Consider the following 16,270-nt stretch of genomic DNA (forward strand, 5'->3'; position numbering starts at 1 on the left):
TTATCGGCCAATTCGGTTCATGTGCATGTAGTACTTTTTTCATACCAATCGGACATCTCCATCTACACATTTTACGGGTGGTGGCAACTGGTGGTCTGCCTTTTTGCATTTATTGCCTTAATGGCGATTTGGCACCACATTGGCAAAAATCAAAAAGACTACGGCCCTGTATGGTTGGCCCTTTCTGTACTATGTTGGGCCTTTTCCGGATTGGTGGAACTTCTCTTTTTGCATGATAACGGCTCAAGTCTCCCCTATAAGGAAGGGCTCCGAAGCGTGTTTTCCTTGTTGAACAGCCTGTTCATTCTATTGGCGTTGCCTTGGTTCAAATATTTGCCAAAACCTTTTGCTCCATTGATAAAATCCAAGTTTTGGGTCTATATCATCGGGATTCCGTTCGCCTTCGCCCTATTGCCTACCCTGCATAAGATGTTTTTGGGAAGAACGGCTTCGGCCATCAACGAACTGGATGTCTATTATGCCTTGCTCACCCTTGTTTTCCTAGGGTTTGTGCTTTGGGAATCCTTCAACAAAAGAAGATTGCCGTTATTGGGCTGGTTGGCCTTGATCACGATTTTGGTCACCTTATTGGCACAGGTATATAAACTGATGGACAATACCATCAACCTATTACTGTTCTCTGCCATTTTCAAGACCTCCTTGATCATGCTCTTTTTTGCCTTGGCGTTGAGCTGGGTGAAGGAACTTACCGAAACGGTCATTCCTGAATCCTACCAATTACAGTTGATTTTTGGAAAATCCAGAAAGACTGTCGGGGCGACCAATCAAACCATCATCTTCAAAGGATTTCCTGGGAACCAGGATAGAACCGTGCATTTGACCCCTGCCCTATACCGATTGTTCAAAACCTTTGCGGAACGCAAGCTGTCCACCCCAGAAGGTTGGCTCGAAATCAAGCCCAAAAATTTTGACTCCCAAAAAAACTACGACATCAACGACCATAATGAATTAAAAAGATTGATGGAATCCCTGCTCGATGGTCTCTTTGGAAAGAAAAACTGGACCAAGGACAAGCACTTTACCCCTTTAAAAAGCACCTTGTTCGAAATGTCGGAAAACAGGGAACGGAAAATTAGGTTGCTCGTGCCCAAAAGCAATATTCATATTGATAATGAATAACTTACGTTTCCTTTGTCAGTCCTTCAGTTACTGACATTTTTATATTCCTTCCGACAATACGTTCCTAATTCGGATTCGGATTCGAAATTGACCGGAAAATCGAATCCATGGTCAGAACCTTATTACTCAGCATTTTATTTCTTTTGGGCAACACTTCATTTGCCTTTTCCCAAAGCACAGGTTTGGATGAACGCATCAACGATGCCTTTATGCCATTTGCTATTTGGTGGGAAAACTTGATCCTGATGGAAATCCCCATTTTTGGGCACGGCATCCCTTTGGTGTTGATGATATTGATATTGGGCGCCCTGTTCTTTACCTTCTATTTTGGTTTTGTGAACATCCGTCATTTCCCAACAGCCATACAGGTAGTCCGTGGAAAATATGATGACCTGGAGAAGAGTGTACCCAAAATCAAACCCCATGTGTATGAAGTGGATGGGGATTTGGTGGACACGATTAAGGATGAAGGGCACCTAGGCGAGGTAAACCACTTTCAGGCCCTGGCCACTGCGGTATCCGGCACCGTAGGATTGGGCAACATTGCTATGGTGGCCGTGGCCATTTCCATTGGTGGGCCGGGTGCCACCTTCTGGATGATCTTAGCCGGACTCTTGGGCATGTCCTCCAAATTTGTGGAATGTACCTTGGGCGTCAAGTACCGGGATATTGACCAAAACGGGAATGTGTACGGTGGACCCATGTACTATCTGTCCAAAGGTCTAAAAGAAAATGGAATGGCACGGTTGGGTAGATTCTTGGCAGCCCTCTTTGCCATACTTTGTGTGGGGGCATCCTTTGGTGGTGGCAATGCTTTTCAGAGCAATCAGGCGGCCGCCCAGATCATTGAACGCTTTGGGTTAACTGGCGAAGCCTCAGGCAGCATCATTGGTCTCATCTTTGCGCTCTTGGCCGGAATTGTCATCATTGGCGGCATTAAACGAATAGCCAAGGTAACGGAGAAAGTGGTCCCCTTCATGGCCATTTTATACGTAGGTGCGGCTTTGTTCATCATTTTCTCAAAAATTGAATGGGTTGATGATGCCTTTGCCGCCATCTTCCGTGAAGCATTTACCCCAAGAGCAACCATAGCCGGGGGCATCATCGGGGTGCTCATCCAAGGTTTTCGAAGGGCAGCCTTTTCCAACGAGGCCGGTGCCGGTTCTGCTGCTATTGCACATTCCGCGGTAAATACGGCATTTCCTGCTTCCGAAGGATTGGTAGGCTTGCTGGAGCCTTTTATCGATACCGTACTCATCTGCACCATGACCGCCATTGTCATCATCCTTTTTAACATGGATGGGGTATTTGTATATGGCAATGTGGTGGATGGGCATGCTTTGCTGGCAGATGGCAGTCGACTGGGTGGGGTCAACATCACCTCCCTGGCGTTTGAAAGTTCCATTCCGGGCTCATCCTATGTTTTGATGCTGGCCGTATGTCTTTTTGCTTTCTCTACCATCCTTTCATGGTCTTACTACGGATTGCAGTCATGGAAATACCTATTTGGGCGTGGAAAATGGACCGACCTCACCTACAAGATTGTGTTCTTATTGTTTACCGTACTTGGTGCTGCCATCACGCTGGATGCCGTTATCAAGTTTTCGGATGCCATGATCTTGGCCCTGGTGTTCCCCAATATGATCGGACTTTTGATCCTGTTCCCTAAGGTGAAAAAGGAATTCGGAAAGTATATGGCTCTTATCCAAAAAGGAAATTGAAGCATAAAATGAGTCAAATCTGTAAGGAACTTGACCTAAACCACGACTGTTACGAAGTTGGGTAAGCCAAGGCACCCACCACTGGAAACTATCAAACTAAATACAACTCGCATGAAAACAAACAAATTTCTTTTTGCACTGGCATTCATTGTAATGGCCATGACCCACATCAATGCCCAAAACCTGACCGATATGATTGCGGATTGGGAACGGGCAAAAGCGTACACCCAAGAATACATGGAAGCCATGCCGGACGACAAGTTCGACTTTAAGGCAACTCCCGAGGTACGTAGCTTTGCACAGCAAATGTTGCATATTACGGATGCCAACTACGGCTTTATGGCCGCCATTGCCGCCACCGAAAGTCCAGTGGCGTTCGGGGAATCCGAAAAAACCGAGGACACTTCAAAAACACATGTGATTGAATTGGTGAACGCCGGGTACGATTATGTCATTGACGGATTGAAAAACCTATCCGATGACCAATTGGCCGAGTCCGTAAACCTCTTTGGACAATTTGAGATGACCAAGGCCAAAGCATTGGACAAAATGTTCGAGCACCAAACGCACCACAGGGGGCAGGCCACCATTTATTTGAGGTTGGCCGGGGTAAAACCACCCAATGAAAAGCTTTTCTAAATATTCCAACTTCGGATGCTGGAATAAAAACGAACATTTATAAATGAAAAAGCCACCGAAATCGGTGGCTTTTGCTTTTCTGCTCCCCCTCTTGGGCTCCCTTCGGCTACGCTCAGGATAAACTTCTCGCCACAACAGGGCAAAAACAAAAAGAGCCGCACTTTCGTGCAGCTCTTTCATTTTTGCTCCCCCTCTTGGGCTCGAACCAAGGACCCTCTGATTAACAGTCGGTTCACTTATGGCTCCATATGGTTTTATATGTCTTAAAATGCCTATTTTACAGGGATTTTGCTTATCTTTAATAAGTATTAAAAATCATTTGAAATCAAAAAAAGCACGCCAAAAGCACGCCACTTTTTTAAACGTTAAATTATGGCCACAATCAAGATAACCTTCGATAAACGGGCAGATCACAAAACTAAAGATAAAAAATTTCCATTGGTTCTGCGTGTTGGGCACGCCAGAAAAACACGTGATATACCTTTCAATTTACATTTGAAAGAGAATCAGTATGATTTTTCGACCGGAAAGATAACTGGAATAATGAACGCTACAAGACATACTAAACGCACCCGAAAAATTTATTCGGAGGTTGATTTATGGATGGATGAACATTCGGGCGAAATAAAAAATTGGGAGATAAAAAAATTAAAATCTGAAATCGAACGAATATTCTTTAAAAAATCTCCATCCCATTCTATTCTCAATCATGGTGCAGTCTATCTGAATAGACTTCGACTAGAAGAACGTTTTTCCACGGCAAGTTCTTACGAAGATGCCCTGAAAGCCTTGATTAAATTCCGCAAAAGCCTAAAAGGGGAGGATGATACAGTTTTAATCAAAACACTTTTCGAACTAAAAGACGGCAAATTAAAAGTCCTTGATGATTACAAAGATTTGGATATGGAAATCAAAGCCATGGACTACGCCTTTTCAAAAGATTTCAAGGCTTATATGAGCAACCGTTATAAATCAAAAAATACGCCCGCTATACACCTTAGAAGCATACAGGCCATAATGAACGATGCGGGGAAGACCTATCAAGATTTAAAAGACCATAAGCCGTTATCGAGCATAAAAAAACAAAGTCATGAAAACGCCCCTGCTCCTCTCAACTTAGAAGATATTAATGCCATAAGAAAACTTAAACTGGAAGCTCGCACCCCTATATGGGATACCCGCAATTTTTTATTGTTCATGTTCAACAATATGGGCATGAACCATTTTGATATGGCTATTTTAAAATGTTTTCAATTCGAGGATAACCGTATTAAATACTTCCGTAAAAAAACACATTATGAAGGAGATTACTTTAGCGTTCTGCAAAATGAAGAATCCCTCAAAATCATTAGATATTATTTGAACGGCCAAAATGATGATGAGTACCTATTTCCTATTATTCCAAAAGGCACTACGCCCGAGAGGTTACATAAAGTAAACAATGGAAAAGTAAAAACTTTCAATAAGTACGCTAAACGCATTGCAAAATTAGCAGGAATTAATAAAAAGATTACTACTTATACCCTAAGAGATACATGGACAAACATCGGCTTGGATATGGGCATTGACATACGTAAGATTTCATCGGGACTTGGGCATTCAAGTGTTCAAGTTACCGAAAAACATTACGGAAAAAGTGTGTCGGAAAAAATATTGGATGAAATAAATGCCAAAATCACGGCATCATAGGAAATAGACCGGTGCAGTTATTGCTATTATAAACTTGGTTATGTCGGGATTAAAACCTTATTCCAAAGGGGGAAATGTCGGGGTAGGTGTCTGGGTTATTCGAATGAGCAGAAAGAGATTTTTGGTTTTCTATTTTTCTTAGCAAACAAATTCTTTTTCTTTCTTCTCCCTATCCACAAAAAAAAGCGCCCGTCAGGGCGCAAAATCCCATATCAAAACACCTTTTCAAATTTTACCACCCTAGCCCATACCCACGCCTTTTCTCTTATATTTCGACCAATCCGTCAACTCATCCTTAAATCCGTTAAAGGCCTCATCCTGATTTTTGCCCCTACCGCCCAATAACGAACTAACGGCATAAACGCCTTTGCTGAGCAATCGTTTTTGTTGGACACTAGATTGCCTTTGGGATACTTGAACAAGGCTCTGCCGAAGTCCATTATCCATATGGTGCTGCACTATCTCCCGATGTAGGTTCGGATAAGCTTTTTCACTGGTCAGTATAAAGGCGACCTTATCGTAGACTCCCCTTTCCATGAGATGCCCTACCCAAAGGTTTTTGAGATCATTCCTGCCCTCTTCAAAAAGTCCTTTGATGACGGTTCGTTGTCTCTGCAATCTTACGCTCAAATCGGGAATAGAATTTAAATAAAGGCTCGTTCTTTTCGGTAATGGATAACTAGCTTTGTTGTTAGTATAAATGGATTTGACCTCGAACCCTTTCTCTCCTTTTACAAAATAGAACCCCTTGGCGTTGAAAAGTGTGATATAGTCCTTCGCCGATTTTTCAAAGGGGGCATGCATCTGTTCGGCATATTTTACATAGGAGCCCAAAGCGATACGTTCATACTGCCATTTATAAACGGGATCCATCCTTTCGTACAGTTTCGGAAAAATCATCGGCAGGAAAATGGCCGATCCCGTCATCTTGGGGCTATTTTCCGAAGATTGTTCCGTCAACATTTCCAGCATCAAATGGTTTTGACGCACAAAGCCCGTGGATACATGTTTTTCCATATTCTCTGGAAAAGGTAGATTGCCCAATTTTACGGGTATGGTATGCTTGTTCGATTGGGTAAAGGACAATTGATTGTCATGATACTTCACACCCAAAGCTTGGAACAAAAGACGGATACTTCCCTGTTCCGTGCCGACATTGAAAATACCTTTCTCCAATACCTTCCCGATAAGCTTGAACTTTTTCTCCAAGATTTCCTTTTCCTTTTTGGTTTCCAGTTCGTAGATTCTTTTCTTGATAATGGGAAAGGCATTTTCCACAGCTTTCCTGAATTCGATCCTTTGATTCCTTGGGATGTAGCGTTCCAAAAAGCGAAATTTTTCCGAGGCTTTAAGGTTCGGAACGATATCTCCGAAGTTCCTGGTGATAATATGTTCAGATAGTAACCCGTCCTGTTTCAGGGATTTCAGGTAAGATGTCGTCAATGCCTCTTTTATAGCTTTTTGGACTTCCAATTTGAACTGCTTGCTTTCGATATCGATTTGAGTAGGTTCGTTCCCGTTGCCAAAAATTTCCAAACGATTCTGCATTCGGATATGTTTACCCAGTCCCCTTTTCCCGAAAACATACTTCGACTTGTCATAGATAGTGTACCCCTCGATTACATCGCCTTTTGTCTCCAGTTCGATGTCGATACCCTGATAACCCTTGAGCACATCCTTTAGGTCATGCGGACGGATAGTTTTAAAAAGACCGTACGTTGTTTCAATTTGTTTCAACAGGCGTTTCCGGTGCATCGGCAACAATTTTGACTTGGAATGTGCATCGAAGACCTTTTGAAGTTTCGGGCCGCTAAGGTTCCGGTGCACGGCGGAACCGCTCAAGAACCTTGTCCGGTAGCCTTTTTGGTTGTTCAGTCCAAAGGCGACCCCTATCCTTCCCATTTCGTTTTTTGTTTGCCTTAGTTCGATGTGATAGGGCTTTACCAACCTTGCGAGTTCATCGAAGCTCCGCACTTTGTATTTTTGGTTGATGCTGTTGAGCACGTCCTGTAGATAGAATTTCGTCCCTTTTTCAGCATCCATACCGAACTGTTCTTCTGGCAATCGGTATATCGGGAGTTGTCTATTCCGTTTTGTCGTCGGTGCCTGGGACAGCCCGTATTTTTTCTCCAGGTACCGCCTTGTCGCCATGCTCCTTTTATGACTATTGTAAATAGGCAGGACTTTTCCATCCTCTTTCACGATGGTGGTCACGATATGGACATGTTCGTGCGTGGTATCCGTATGCCGTACCACCACATAGGGCTGTTCCCCAAAGCCCATTTTTTCCATATATTCCTTGGAGATCTTAAGGAACGTTTTATCGTTAAGGTGTTCCCCATGGGGTAGGTTCAGGCTGATATGGGCATAACGGTTCTTTGTGGCGTTGCGCTGCCCCTGAAAATGGAGCACGTCCCCGAAGAACTTTGGCGATACCTTTTGGGAAAACGTGTTGCCGTAACCGAGTATCCGCATACCTTCCTTTCCAAGGACATAGTTCAATGTGCCCTGACAGGTCTCCCCATAAATGATCTTTGCTATCATCCCTGTTTTTCTTCCATCGTAATTTCAATGAGTGCGTACAAGAGATCATTGGTTCTTTGTATCTCGTTCCGCAAACTACTGTTCGGATTTCTCAAATTTTTATGGTGCGCCAGCTTGACCAATTGGTTGATGTTGTTGCCGATCTTGTTGATATGGTAGGCAAGGTTCGAGGTATCGGGTAGCAAATCCTTTTCCTCTGCTTCGCTGTTCAAGACCAGCCTTCTTAGTAGCGGACTTATGACACCCCTTTTGGAAATATCCAGATTGTAGGATCCACAGATTTTTCGCAATCTTTCATATTCAGCATCGTTGAACCGCAACATTATGCTATGGTACCGCTTCCTAGTCCCCAATCGTTTCCGGCCTCTTTTCCGTTGTTCCATTTTCCTTGCTTATTAAAGCAAAACACTTCGTCAGAAGTAGACAATTCTAAGTTACTTAGAATGCACCTTGCTATCCGTTTCACGGATAAATATAAGTGATTAAAATTGAATTTAACTATCTTGTAATCAACTATTTAACCTGTTAAACCATATCGGGCCATATCAATATAAATGGGTACAGAAAGTGGATTTATTTGGTCTGATATGTTGTTGAAAAAATGGAAGGAAATACGAAAATGCTCAAGCTTTTTGTGGGTAGGGAGAAAAAAGGGCAAGCGGCCTTTTCGCCGCTTGTTCTTTTCCGTGGCCGCGAGGGTGTCTTGCAAAACCGAAACGGAAAGACTTCACGGCCGGACCGGCGAAGCGTGTCCGAACGGGGAGGATCGGAGTGGAAGGTTTGCAAGACTTCCGCAGGGGCTTGGGGACATATGAATGAATGCAAAAGTTAAAAAACGTATGACGCCGTTCGTTAAAATCTTTACTCGGTATCTTTGGGCAACCTCCAAATCCGAACTTGGAATCAACAAAAAAACTTCGAACCCATTGATAGGTATCGGCGACAAAATGTTCATTACAAAGGATATCAATTCGGCTACGGTAGCCTATTTTAAAAAGATAGTACTTCGTAAATTATTGATAGCATTTTCTTTTCAGCCACAATCAAACAACGAAGCTATTACCGACCTTCTCAAAAGCGTTAATCATTATGGGTTTGACTTGCCCAGCGAGTTGGAACTTGACCTTTATGGAATGTTGATGAAGTTCAAAAACGACCTTGAAAAGGACGAACTTACCGCCCTGTACTTTTGGGGCCTCGACCAAAAATACATGTGCTATTTCGAGAATTTTTTAAATGAAAGCGATACCTATTCGGAAAAGGAATTCGATGGTGAATTTGGTAGGTCACTTGCCTATAAGGTCTATGAACCAAATGCCAGTGGATTGGAGGAGGACACCATTGAAGAGCTTAAGGCACTCTTATGTGATTTCGCCGGTGAATTCGATCTGTCGATAGTGGACGAACATACCTGTAAGGATATTTTGGAAACAATGGAAACGTACTGCTTGGCGGCGAACTAATTTTTCAACGGGTCTTCAGGCAATTACAGGCTTGGTCCCCTGCCCCTGGATTTACCCTTGCCCTTTTTGACATTTTGTTCTATCGATTCTTCCTGGTTTTTGTTTTTTGAAAGCTTGGCTTCTTCGATAAACTGCTGCATGCCCAAGTGCATAGGGTTTGTGGGCATTATTTTCTCCTGGTTCTGGAGCATAGGAGCTTTGAGGTTCAGTTCAGCTGCAACCCGGTAGCCTAAGTTAAAGGATTTTTTAAACGCTTCATCTACTTTGATATCTTCTTCCATTGTTAAAAAGTTTCCCTGGCGTGTTTTTCAATATATTCCATAATCGATTCCCTATCGTAAAGTATGATCTTCTTTTGGGGCTGGGAGAACCTTATTTTACCCTCGTCCCTCAACTTTTGGAGAGTCGTGGTCGACTTGATCCGTAAAATGGACATGGCCTCTTCACCATCGATCCATCTATCGAGGGTGTCCTGCCTTTTGGATTCGACATGTTCGATAACCTTCGTAAATAAGGCATAAAAGGCTTCTTCTTGTAAACAGACAACTTCCATTAGGTTGGTTTGAACTCCAATACCCCTTTAAGATATGTTCTCCTTTCATATTAGGGTGTTCGATTTCGACAAATCACTCGTTAATTCGTTGTGGAGCTGCAATTATTAATTGTATTATACAACCGGTGGTAAAACATGTTCAGTTTGATCATGGTTTTAGCAAAACTTAAATGGTCGAGTCATAAAGGTCGGTTTTCCCGTCTGTTTATAGAGAGACACGAACTTTCGCAGTTTGTGGTTTTAGATTCTAAGAGTATTCTTATTTTCAGTTTCTATCCTTTTCAATGTTTGAACTTAGCACTTAAAAATGTGTAATTTCAATAAGGAATAAAATAAACAAATTGTAATTCTACCCATCTTTTAGACCAAAGGCTATGTGCCAAAAATAAAAATAAAACTAGCATTATCTTCAGCCTCCATTTTTAGTCTATCCCTAATTTTTTCAATTACTTCATCCGATGATTTACTGTTTTTTAGTAAATATTCGATGCTATGGCCATCTATAATATTGTGCAGTCCATCTGAACAGATTATTAGCTTATCTGTCTTATCATTCAATTCTAATTCTTGATAAGAGACATAAGATTTCCTCAGATTCCCCTGAACAGATCGTGTTACTACGTGTGAATATTTGGATTTTATTTCTGAAATATTGGGGATAGCATCATCTGAGGTCTCATTATATAAATTATGAGATTTACTTTCAAAATTCAGTTTGCTATCTGAGTACCTTAATATTTTTACGTCACCAACCCAAAAACATCTAGCCACATTATTTTCAACAATGACACCCCCTATTGTCGCTCCCAGCCTCGAATGATTCAGTTCTTGAAATTGGCGTATTACAAGATTTGCCTTGTTGACCGCTTTCTGAATGCTTTCTTCATTAATTTCTTTAACGGTAGACAAAAATGTTGAAATGCTATCTACCGTCATCGAAGCCGCAAGCTTTCCATTATCGTAACCTCCCATTCCATCAGCTATTATGTAAAGGTCCGTTCCAGAACCTAGGCTACTCTCACAAATCACATCTTGATTTGTTTTTCTTTTTCCTATATATGAAAATGCAATTGACGTCATTAGTTACCTGTAGCTTGTATAGTTCCTCCCCCATGCTTTGTTACCCTAGGTCTAGTAGAAACCTTTACTGGTTTAATTGAAATGCTTTTTTCCGTTGCTTTGGTCGCCCATAAAAATCCTTCTCCCGGAGTCAGAGCGCTCATATCCGCCGGTGTTAGAGTAGAAAGTTGAGTTATTGATTTTTGAATATGTTTAAGCCACTGAGGGCTATTAAACTTGTGTAATAGTACAACAGAACTCAATTCAATAATTTCATTTGGAAGACTAGGCGGGTCTTGACTTGCAATCATTATACTCACTCCTTTATGTCTCATTTCTCTTATTGCTGTAACAATATTTCCAGTTAAATCTTTATTGTCCATATACTTATGAGCCTCATCGAATACGATGAATTTGTTAAAATGCAATCCGTTAATATTCTTTACCGCAGAGAAAATATTCAACATTATGACAAAAAGACCCAAGGCTTCATCTTTTACAATAAATTCATCCCTTAAATCAACAACCACCAATCTTCCTGGCATTAACACATCTCTCATCATAAAGCTGTCATCAATATATTCACGAGCAAAACTTAGTTTCTGCCTTGCTAATGCTTTTTGAGAATTACTCAATAGTTCTGAATCCTCCACACTCTCGGAAAGGGCGTTTATTGTAATGTTAGATCGATGCTGCTTCATAATTGCTTTTAGCTGTCTTATGTAGGTGGAATCATTACCTATTGCTCCTAAAATAAACAGCCAATCTTGTACATTAAGTTCCTTGGAATTAAAAGCTATTGGCAATACTTTAATAGATGGATATTCGGCTTGCCTTTCTTCAATTTTGTCTTTTGGCGTGAGAATAATAACATCCTCAATGTTATTTGGCTCAGCCCCATAGCGCAACTTTAATTTTTCTAATTCCTTATTTTGGTCATTAGAGTATATCATTGAGGTAAACTCAGGTGCATAGTCCATACTTTCACTATAGTGAAAAATAACCCCTGCTAGCGGTGCTGGAAGAAGATTAATATTGCTAAATTGTTTAAGAACCATTTCGGAAATGGTGCCAATAGTATAACTTTTACCACCGCCTTGAACTCCAAATAGACTAATAGTGTTTGTCTCGCTAAGGTCAATAGCGATTTTTTTCTGTAAAATACTTTCCCCAAGAATTCCAAATTGATTGCTTGGTGATGTTTTACCAATAAGTATATCAAATTCAGGACAGATATGTTCATTATGATTTGACATGAATTCTACAGAATCAATATCTGTGTTTAATTCTATTTCCGTTTCGGCTGCCCTAAGTGTACCTTCTTGATCTTTCGGATATTCCTTTTGCTCGGTCGGCGGACGTACTGTAGGGTTATCGGGTTGGGAATCTGCCTCGGTTGAATTTTCAACCTTATCATCTCCACTAGAATCGGATGTGTTCTCGTTAGACTCCAAATTCGATTTAAATCTTTGAATAAAAGGTTTAAGCTCACTGATATTTCCAAAGGCTTTCGTAAGGTCTTTGTCAAAATCACTTTCTTCAAGCCTTTTAGTATTTAAATCTGAATTAGGATCAAGAATATCATCGATCAATTTCCCGCCGAAAGTAAAAAAGGTGGACTCATTATCTACGACTACCTTTTTATGTCTTTCTGATGCCGCAAAATCAAAAATTAAACCTAGTTTTCTAAAGTGAAGACTAAACCCCGAATCAAGTTTTTGTAAAAAAGCTAAATACTGATTGTATGCTTTATTGGATAAATACTCATATCTATGTGCTCTTTCTAAATAAAAAGTCAATAGTGATTTTAATTCCTTGTTTTTAATTTCTCTATCTAACCTGTCAAAAGAATTATTGTAGGAAGGATCAAAATGATTCCTCAAGGCTTCTATTGTATTTTCTATCTGATCAAGCATTTTTAATCTAAGAGCATCTTTTTCATTTTGCCCTAGGGCCTTACGGCATTTTATTTCTATTACCGAGATTAATATTTCTTTTTTATCAGGATTGATGGAAACAAGCAAGTTATCTGCTCTTGATTTACTTCCAGAAGGTAAATTCTCGAACAGGTTTTGATGCAAATCAATAGGAATGAGAAAAGCATCTTCCAACATTTCCTTTTTTTCCAAAACACGTTTGGTAAACGCAGAGCCAATTACTTCAAATGCCTTGTTTTTAGAAGAATTCAATTGAAGCACCAATGAACTACTTACTGCCCTTAAATCTTCAAGAAGTATTTTTATTTTATGCTCGTCCTCTTCATTATGAATATCAAGGTTGAATTCTTCAAAGTGAGGCCCTAGCAGTCCTAAGACTTCAGAGGTAGGCCTTGTTGTAAGATATGATGAAATTCCCAAAGCCTCTTCGCCAGGAACATAGTCTAGTAAAAATGGGATTTTACCATCCTTAGATGGTTGATCAAATATTTGTGGCCCTAAATTTTTATCAAACGTTATCACCCAATCAGAATAATCGTGTAGATGGGTAAGTAACACCTTGTCCTTATCATTTAGCCTAAGTTGGGTAGAAGGTATGGATAAAGTGTGTTTTGACACTAAAGCCCCGCTTACAAAACTTTGAAGGTTTTCAAAAAGCTTAATGCCGTTTGCACCTGCCGTATCATACTTTACTGGTAGTTTATTGCTTTCAATGAAACGATTCCACTTAATTTGGGATCCATTTTCATCTACCTTTACCGTAGACTCTGTAATTAAGCCATTTAAATAAAAATTGCGATCTTCTATAGTTGGTTTTATAAGTTCTATAGTTATGGGAAATGGACTTACTAAAAAGCTCAAATGAGAGGTATAAGATGAGGGGTCTTTTAAAAAGTCTGAAATATCGTTGATTGAAAAACGTAATTTTGGAAACAATCTATTCTTAGAAGGTTGAGAAAATGCTTCTGCTTCTTCGGAGATATTTGATTCTGGGTTAATTAACGTCTTTAAAGCTTCTCCATGCTCAATTATTTTGTCATCACCCTTAAAAATTCGGACTTCATAATTGATACTCTCAAATGCTTTTTCCTTTTCTAACTCGACAAATGCATTAGCAAAAACCTCTGCGTCACCCGCATTGAATAAATTAACTACTAATTTATCTATATATGGATGTTGCGCTAGGTAATTCTTAATATGTCGAATTACCAATTTGATACTTAAATCAGTCTCTACATAGTTGTCCTTAGTGATATTAAATAGCAACCTTAAATAATGTTGGAGCTGTCTAGAAATAGAAGTCATTCCGTTTTTAGATTCTTGAGATACTGTACTGAGGTAAAGCCCCCAGCCAAATGATAGCTCGCCACTATAATTAAATTGTTTTTGAGATGTTGTCTCAATTAGAACCTGTTGGTTATTTTCAGGAGAGAGCTGACCAATAAACAATTCTTCCAAATGTTGTGACCAAGATTCTTTGTGTCCTGAAAACTCTTTTGTTCTTTGTTCCCAATTTTCAAAAACTTCTAAAAGTTGTAAAGTCCAACACAAACGTAATGGATGCAAAGGTGAAAGGAGTATTGCTTCGACCTTACTCCCGTCAGGTAATTTACTTTTGACCTTAACAAGGTCAATCATTTGCAATTCGATTAGAAACTCTCTAAGTTTTGTTTTCTCGTCTAACGCTATCTCGTCAGTCGCTAACTGGTTATTTAGTTTTGTTGTCCATTTAGTATATGTATCGACATATTTTCTGATGCTCTCTTTAAGATTAAATATGTCTGCTGTTTCAAAAATTCCATTAGCCGTTGTATTTGAATTAGTAATAGCTTCAAAAAGTTGTAATCTTGACTTTAGTAATGATTTTGGTACGATTTCATTTAGTTCGCTTTTTACAAACTGTAATTGTTCAAATCCTACTGCCAACTTATTACCTTTTAGTTGACATCTCACATAGCCTAAGCTATCGGCATTTGCAAGCAACTTATTTTCTATTTGACGCAGTTTAGTCGAAATATTGATCTGATAATTATGTTGGTCGGAATAATTGATGTGAAACGTAGAGTTATGTTTTTCCTTTCCGTCATTAATCCAAATATTCGATGTCTCTGAAGGTTTTGGTAATTCAATCTCGATATCATTCTTTAACGCTTCAATGCGATATTTGAAATAGGCTTGTAAAACATTATTAAGTTTATCCTTGCGCTGATCTTCATCGCGTTCTAAAGATTCCTCAATTACATAGTCAAAATCAATCGAATCACAGCTGAGTTTATAAGGAAAAGCACTTTTTGATATACTTTCATCTTCTTTTTTAGCTTCTTCCCACGCTTTTTGAATTTTAGACTCACGAAACTCATCATTAGTATTTAACATATTACCGTGTTCGTCCTCCGCTAAAACCTTTATAAAATAAGAGCCTTCCTCAATGATATTAGGGTTCAACTCAAGAGTGGCATCCCTGTAGGGCCTATTAGAATTTGAGTTTTTGATTTTTCTTAGTACCGTAATTTCTTCTCCGTTACTTCCATTAACGGCCATCAGTATAATCCTAAAGAATCGTAAATCTTTTATATCCTTTGGATTTGGATTAGTGTGAAAACGAACCTTCAACTTTGCTACATTACCTTCTTGTGCGTAAAGCACATTGGTCCCATCTTCTACTTTTAAATCTTTAGACTTTATTTCTTCAGTTATCAATTTAATATGTGTAAAGTCTAAATCTGGAATAGGCCAGTAACTGAAATTTAATTCGTCATAGCCATTTTTAATAGCATTACAAATCTCTTGGGCATTTCTTGCTCCCTTTTCAGTTTTGAGAAAATTGACAATATCCTTTTGTATAGAATCATTTTCTAACCTTAGTTCAGCTATTCTATCATATAGTGGTTTATTGAAAGCTGATAATAACTCAACACTTTCTCTATTGAAATTTAATCTTGACCTAATTTTTTCGACATGTTTTGTAAGAACCTCATCAGGTATCAAACAAAGGTTACATATACAATTTCCAATTGCCGAAGCCTCATACCCCTCTTGATCAATAGCTATTAAGTAGTCTATTACTTCAGTATTTGAAGGGTTCAAATAGTTTATTATATCATTGACAACCATATCATAAACATCATCGGGAACCTGTTCTATAAGAGTATTGACCAATTCTTCTTCCATACCTTCTAGAGATATCTCTTTAAAGGTTGCGTTACCATACGAATCTTCTGCAGCTGTACGGCTGTTCGACGGGATTAAAATGAGTAGTGGTTTGTCCTGCTTATTGCGAAGCTCGATAAGTTTTGTTGCAGAAATAAATTTGCGACTTGTGTTTTCCGCTTCGGAAACAATATACATGTCGAGATGTGAATGTTTCTCAAATAGCAAATCCCATAAATATTCCAATTCTAGAACACCTAGCCCCGTAATTTTCATACAATGACCGGGGCCTGCCGTTTCAAAGTCAGTATCGTATAGCTCAAGGATAAGACCTATTATCTTTTGATAGTATACATTAATCGTAATTGTTTCCAT

Annotated in this window: 11 protein-coding genes; 5 read left to right on the forward strand and 6 right to left on the reverse strand. The window is 39.6% G+C overall.

Annotated features, from left to right (window positions below; translation table 11 throughout):
* Window positions 1-21: 21 nt before the first annotated feature.
* The 4 genes from D2U88_RS03670 (at window position 22) to D2U88_RS03685 (ending at window position 5,189) form a co-directional block, all read left to right on the forward strand.
* A complete protein-coding gene (locus D2U88_RS03670; RefSeq protein WP_147378518.1) occupies window positions 22-1,140 on the forward strand; it encodes a UbiA prenyltransferase family protein in 1,119 nt (372 codons plus the stop codon).
* Window positions 1,141-1,247: 107 nt separating this feature from the next.
* Complete coding sequence (locus tag D2U88_RS03675) at window positions 1,248-2,861, forward strand: alanine/glycine:cation symporter family protein (protein WP_119638946.1); 1,614 nt, start codon at window positions 1,248-1,250, stop codon at window positions 2,859-2,861.
* Window positions 2,862-2,972: 111 nt separating this feature from the next.
* Window positions 2,973-3,500, forward strand: coding sequence for a DinB family protein (locus D2U88_RS03680; RefSeq protein WP_119638947.1), 528 nt, complete (start codon window positions 2,973-2,975; stop codon window positions 3,498-3,500).
* Window positions 3,501-3,872: 372 nt separating this feature from the next.
* Window positions 3,873-5,189, forward strand: coding sequence for a tyrosine-type recombinase/integrase (locus tag D2U88_RS03685; protein WP_119638948.1), 1,317 nt, complete (start codon window positions 3,873-3,875; stop codon window positions 5,187-5,189).
* A 240-nt stretch (window positions 5,190-5,429) separates the two neighbouring features.
* Here D2U88_RS03685 and D2U88_RS03690 read toward each other — a convergent pair whose 3' ends face one another.
* Window positions 5,430-7,733 (reverse strand): relaxase/mobilization nuclease domain-containing protein, encoded by a 2,304-nt coding sequence (locus D2U88_RS03690; RefSeq protein WP_119638949.1) that lies wholly within the window; start codon window positions 7,731-7,733, stop codon window positions 5,430-5,432.
* Window positions 7,730-8,116 (reverse strand): hypothetical protein, encoded by a 387-nt coding sequence (locus D2U88_RS03695; RefSeq protein WP_119638950.1) that lies wholly within the window; start codon window positions 8,114-8,116, stop codon window positions 7,730-7,732. Before D2U88_RS03695 ends, D2U88_RS03690 begins: the two co-directional genes overlap by 4 nt.
* 456 nt (window positions 8,117-8,572) lie before the next feature.
* Here D2U88_RS03695 and D2U88_RS03705 point away from each other — a divergent pair, with 456 nt between their 5' ends.
* A complete protein-coding gene (locus D2U88_RS03705; RefSeq protein WP_147378519.1) occupies window positions 8,573-9,196 on the forward strand; it encodes a hypothetical protein in 624 nt (207 codons plus the stop codon).
* Between the two features lie 23 nt (window positions 9,197-9,219).
* On the opposite strand, the gene D2U88_RS03710 is transcribed toward D2U88_RS03705, so the two are convergent.
* The 4 genes from D2U88_RS03710 to mads8 form a co-directional block, all read right to left on the reverse strand.
* Window positions 9,220-9,477 carry a hypothetical protein gene (locus D2U88_RS03710; protein WP_119638953.1) on the reverse strand — a complete coding sequence of 86 codons (258 nt, stop codon included), beginning with the start codon at window positions 9,475-9,477 and terminating at the stop codon, window positions 9,220-9,222.
* Between the two features lie 2 nt (window positions 9,478-9,479).
* On the reverse strand, window positions 9,480-9,749 hold the full coding sequence (locus tag D2U88_RS03715) for a helix-turn-helix domain-containing protein (protein WP_119638954.1): 270 nt from the start codon (window positions 9,747-9,749) through the stop codon (window positions 9,480-9,482).
* 372 nt (window positions 9,750-10,121) lie between these two features.
* Entirely contained in the window at window positions 10,122-10,829 is a 708-nt protein-coding gene (locus tag D2U88_RS03720) for a PP2C family protein-serine/threonine phosphatase (RefSeq protein WP_119638955.1), read from the reverse strand.
* The gene (mads8, locus tag D2U88_RS03725) at window positions 10,829-16,270 is read right to left on the reverse strand and encodes a methylation-associated defense system ATP-binding protein MAD8 (RefSeq protein ID WP_119638956.1); all 5,442 of its coding nucleotides are present in this window, start codon (window positions 16,268-16,270) and stop codon (window positions 10,829-10,831) included. The genes D2U88_RS03720 and mads8 overlap by 1 nt, the downstream gene beginning before the upstream one ends.

The sequence above is a fragment of the Flagellimonas aequoris genome, assembly GCF_003584165.1.
GTDB classification, from domain to species: domain Bacteria; phylum Bacteroidota; class Bacteroidia; order Flavobacteriales; family Flavobacteriaceae; genus Flagellimonas; species Flagellimonas aequoris.

Excerpts from the sequence above, each read along its gene's own strand:
- D2U88_RS03675 (WP_119638946.1), top strand. The coding sequence starts at position 1,248 with ATGGTCAGAACCTTATTACTCAGCATTTTATTTCTTTTGGGCAACACT.
- D2U88_RS03680 (WP_119638947.1), top strand. The coding sequence starts at position 2,973 with ATGAAAACAAACAAATTTCTTTTTGCACTGGCATTCATTGTAATGGCC.
- D2U88_RS03685 (WP_119638948.1), top strand. The coding sequence starts at position 3,873 with ATGGCCACAATCAAGATAACCTTCGATAAACGGGCAGATCACAAAACT.
- D2U88_RS03690 (WP_119638949.1), bottom strand. The coding sequence starts at position 7,733 with ATGATAGCAAAGATCATTTATGGGGAGACCTGTCAGGGCACATTGAAC.
- D2U88_RS03695 (WP_119638950.1), bottom strand. The coding sequence starts at position 8,116 with ATGGAACAACGGAAAAGAGGCCGGAAACGATTGGGGACTAGGAAGCGG.
- D2U88_RS03705 (WP_147378519.1), top strand. The coding sequence starts at position 8,573 with ATGACGCCGTTCGTTAAAATCTTTACTCGGTATCTTTGGGCAACCTCC.
- D2U88_RS03710 (WP_119638953.1), bottom strand. The coding sequence starts at position 9,477 with ATGGAAGAAGATATCAAAGTAGATGAAGCGTTTAAAAAATCCTTTAAC.
- D2U88_RS03715 (WP_119638954.1), bottom strand. The coding sequence starts at position 9,749 with ATGGAAGTTGTCTGTTTACAAGAAGAAGCCTTTTATGCCTTATTTACG.
- D2U88_RS03720 (WP_119638955.1), bottom strand. The coding sequence starts at position 10,829 with ATGACGTCAATTGCATTTTCATATATAGGAAAAAGAAAAACAAATCAA.
- mads8 (WP_119638956.1), bottom strand. The coding sequence starts at position 16,270 with ATGGAAACAATTACGATTAATGTATACTATCAAAAGATAATAGGTCTT.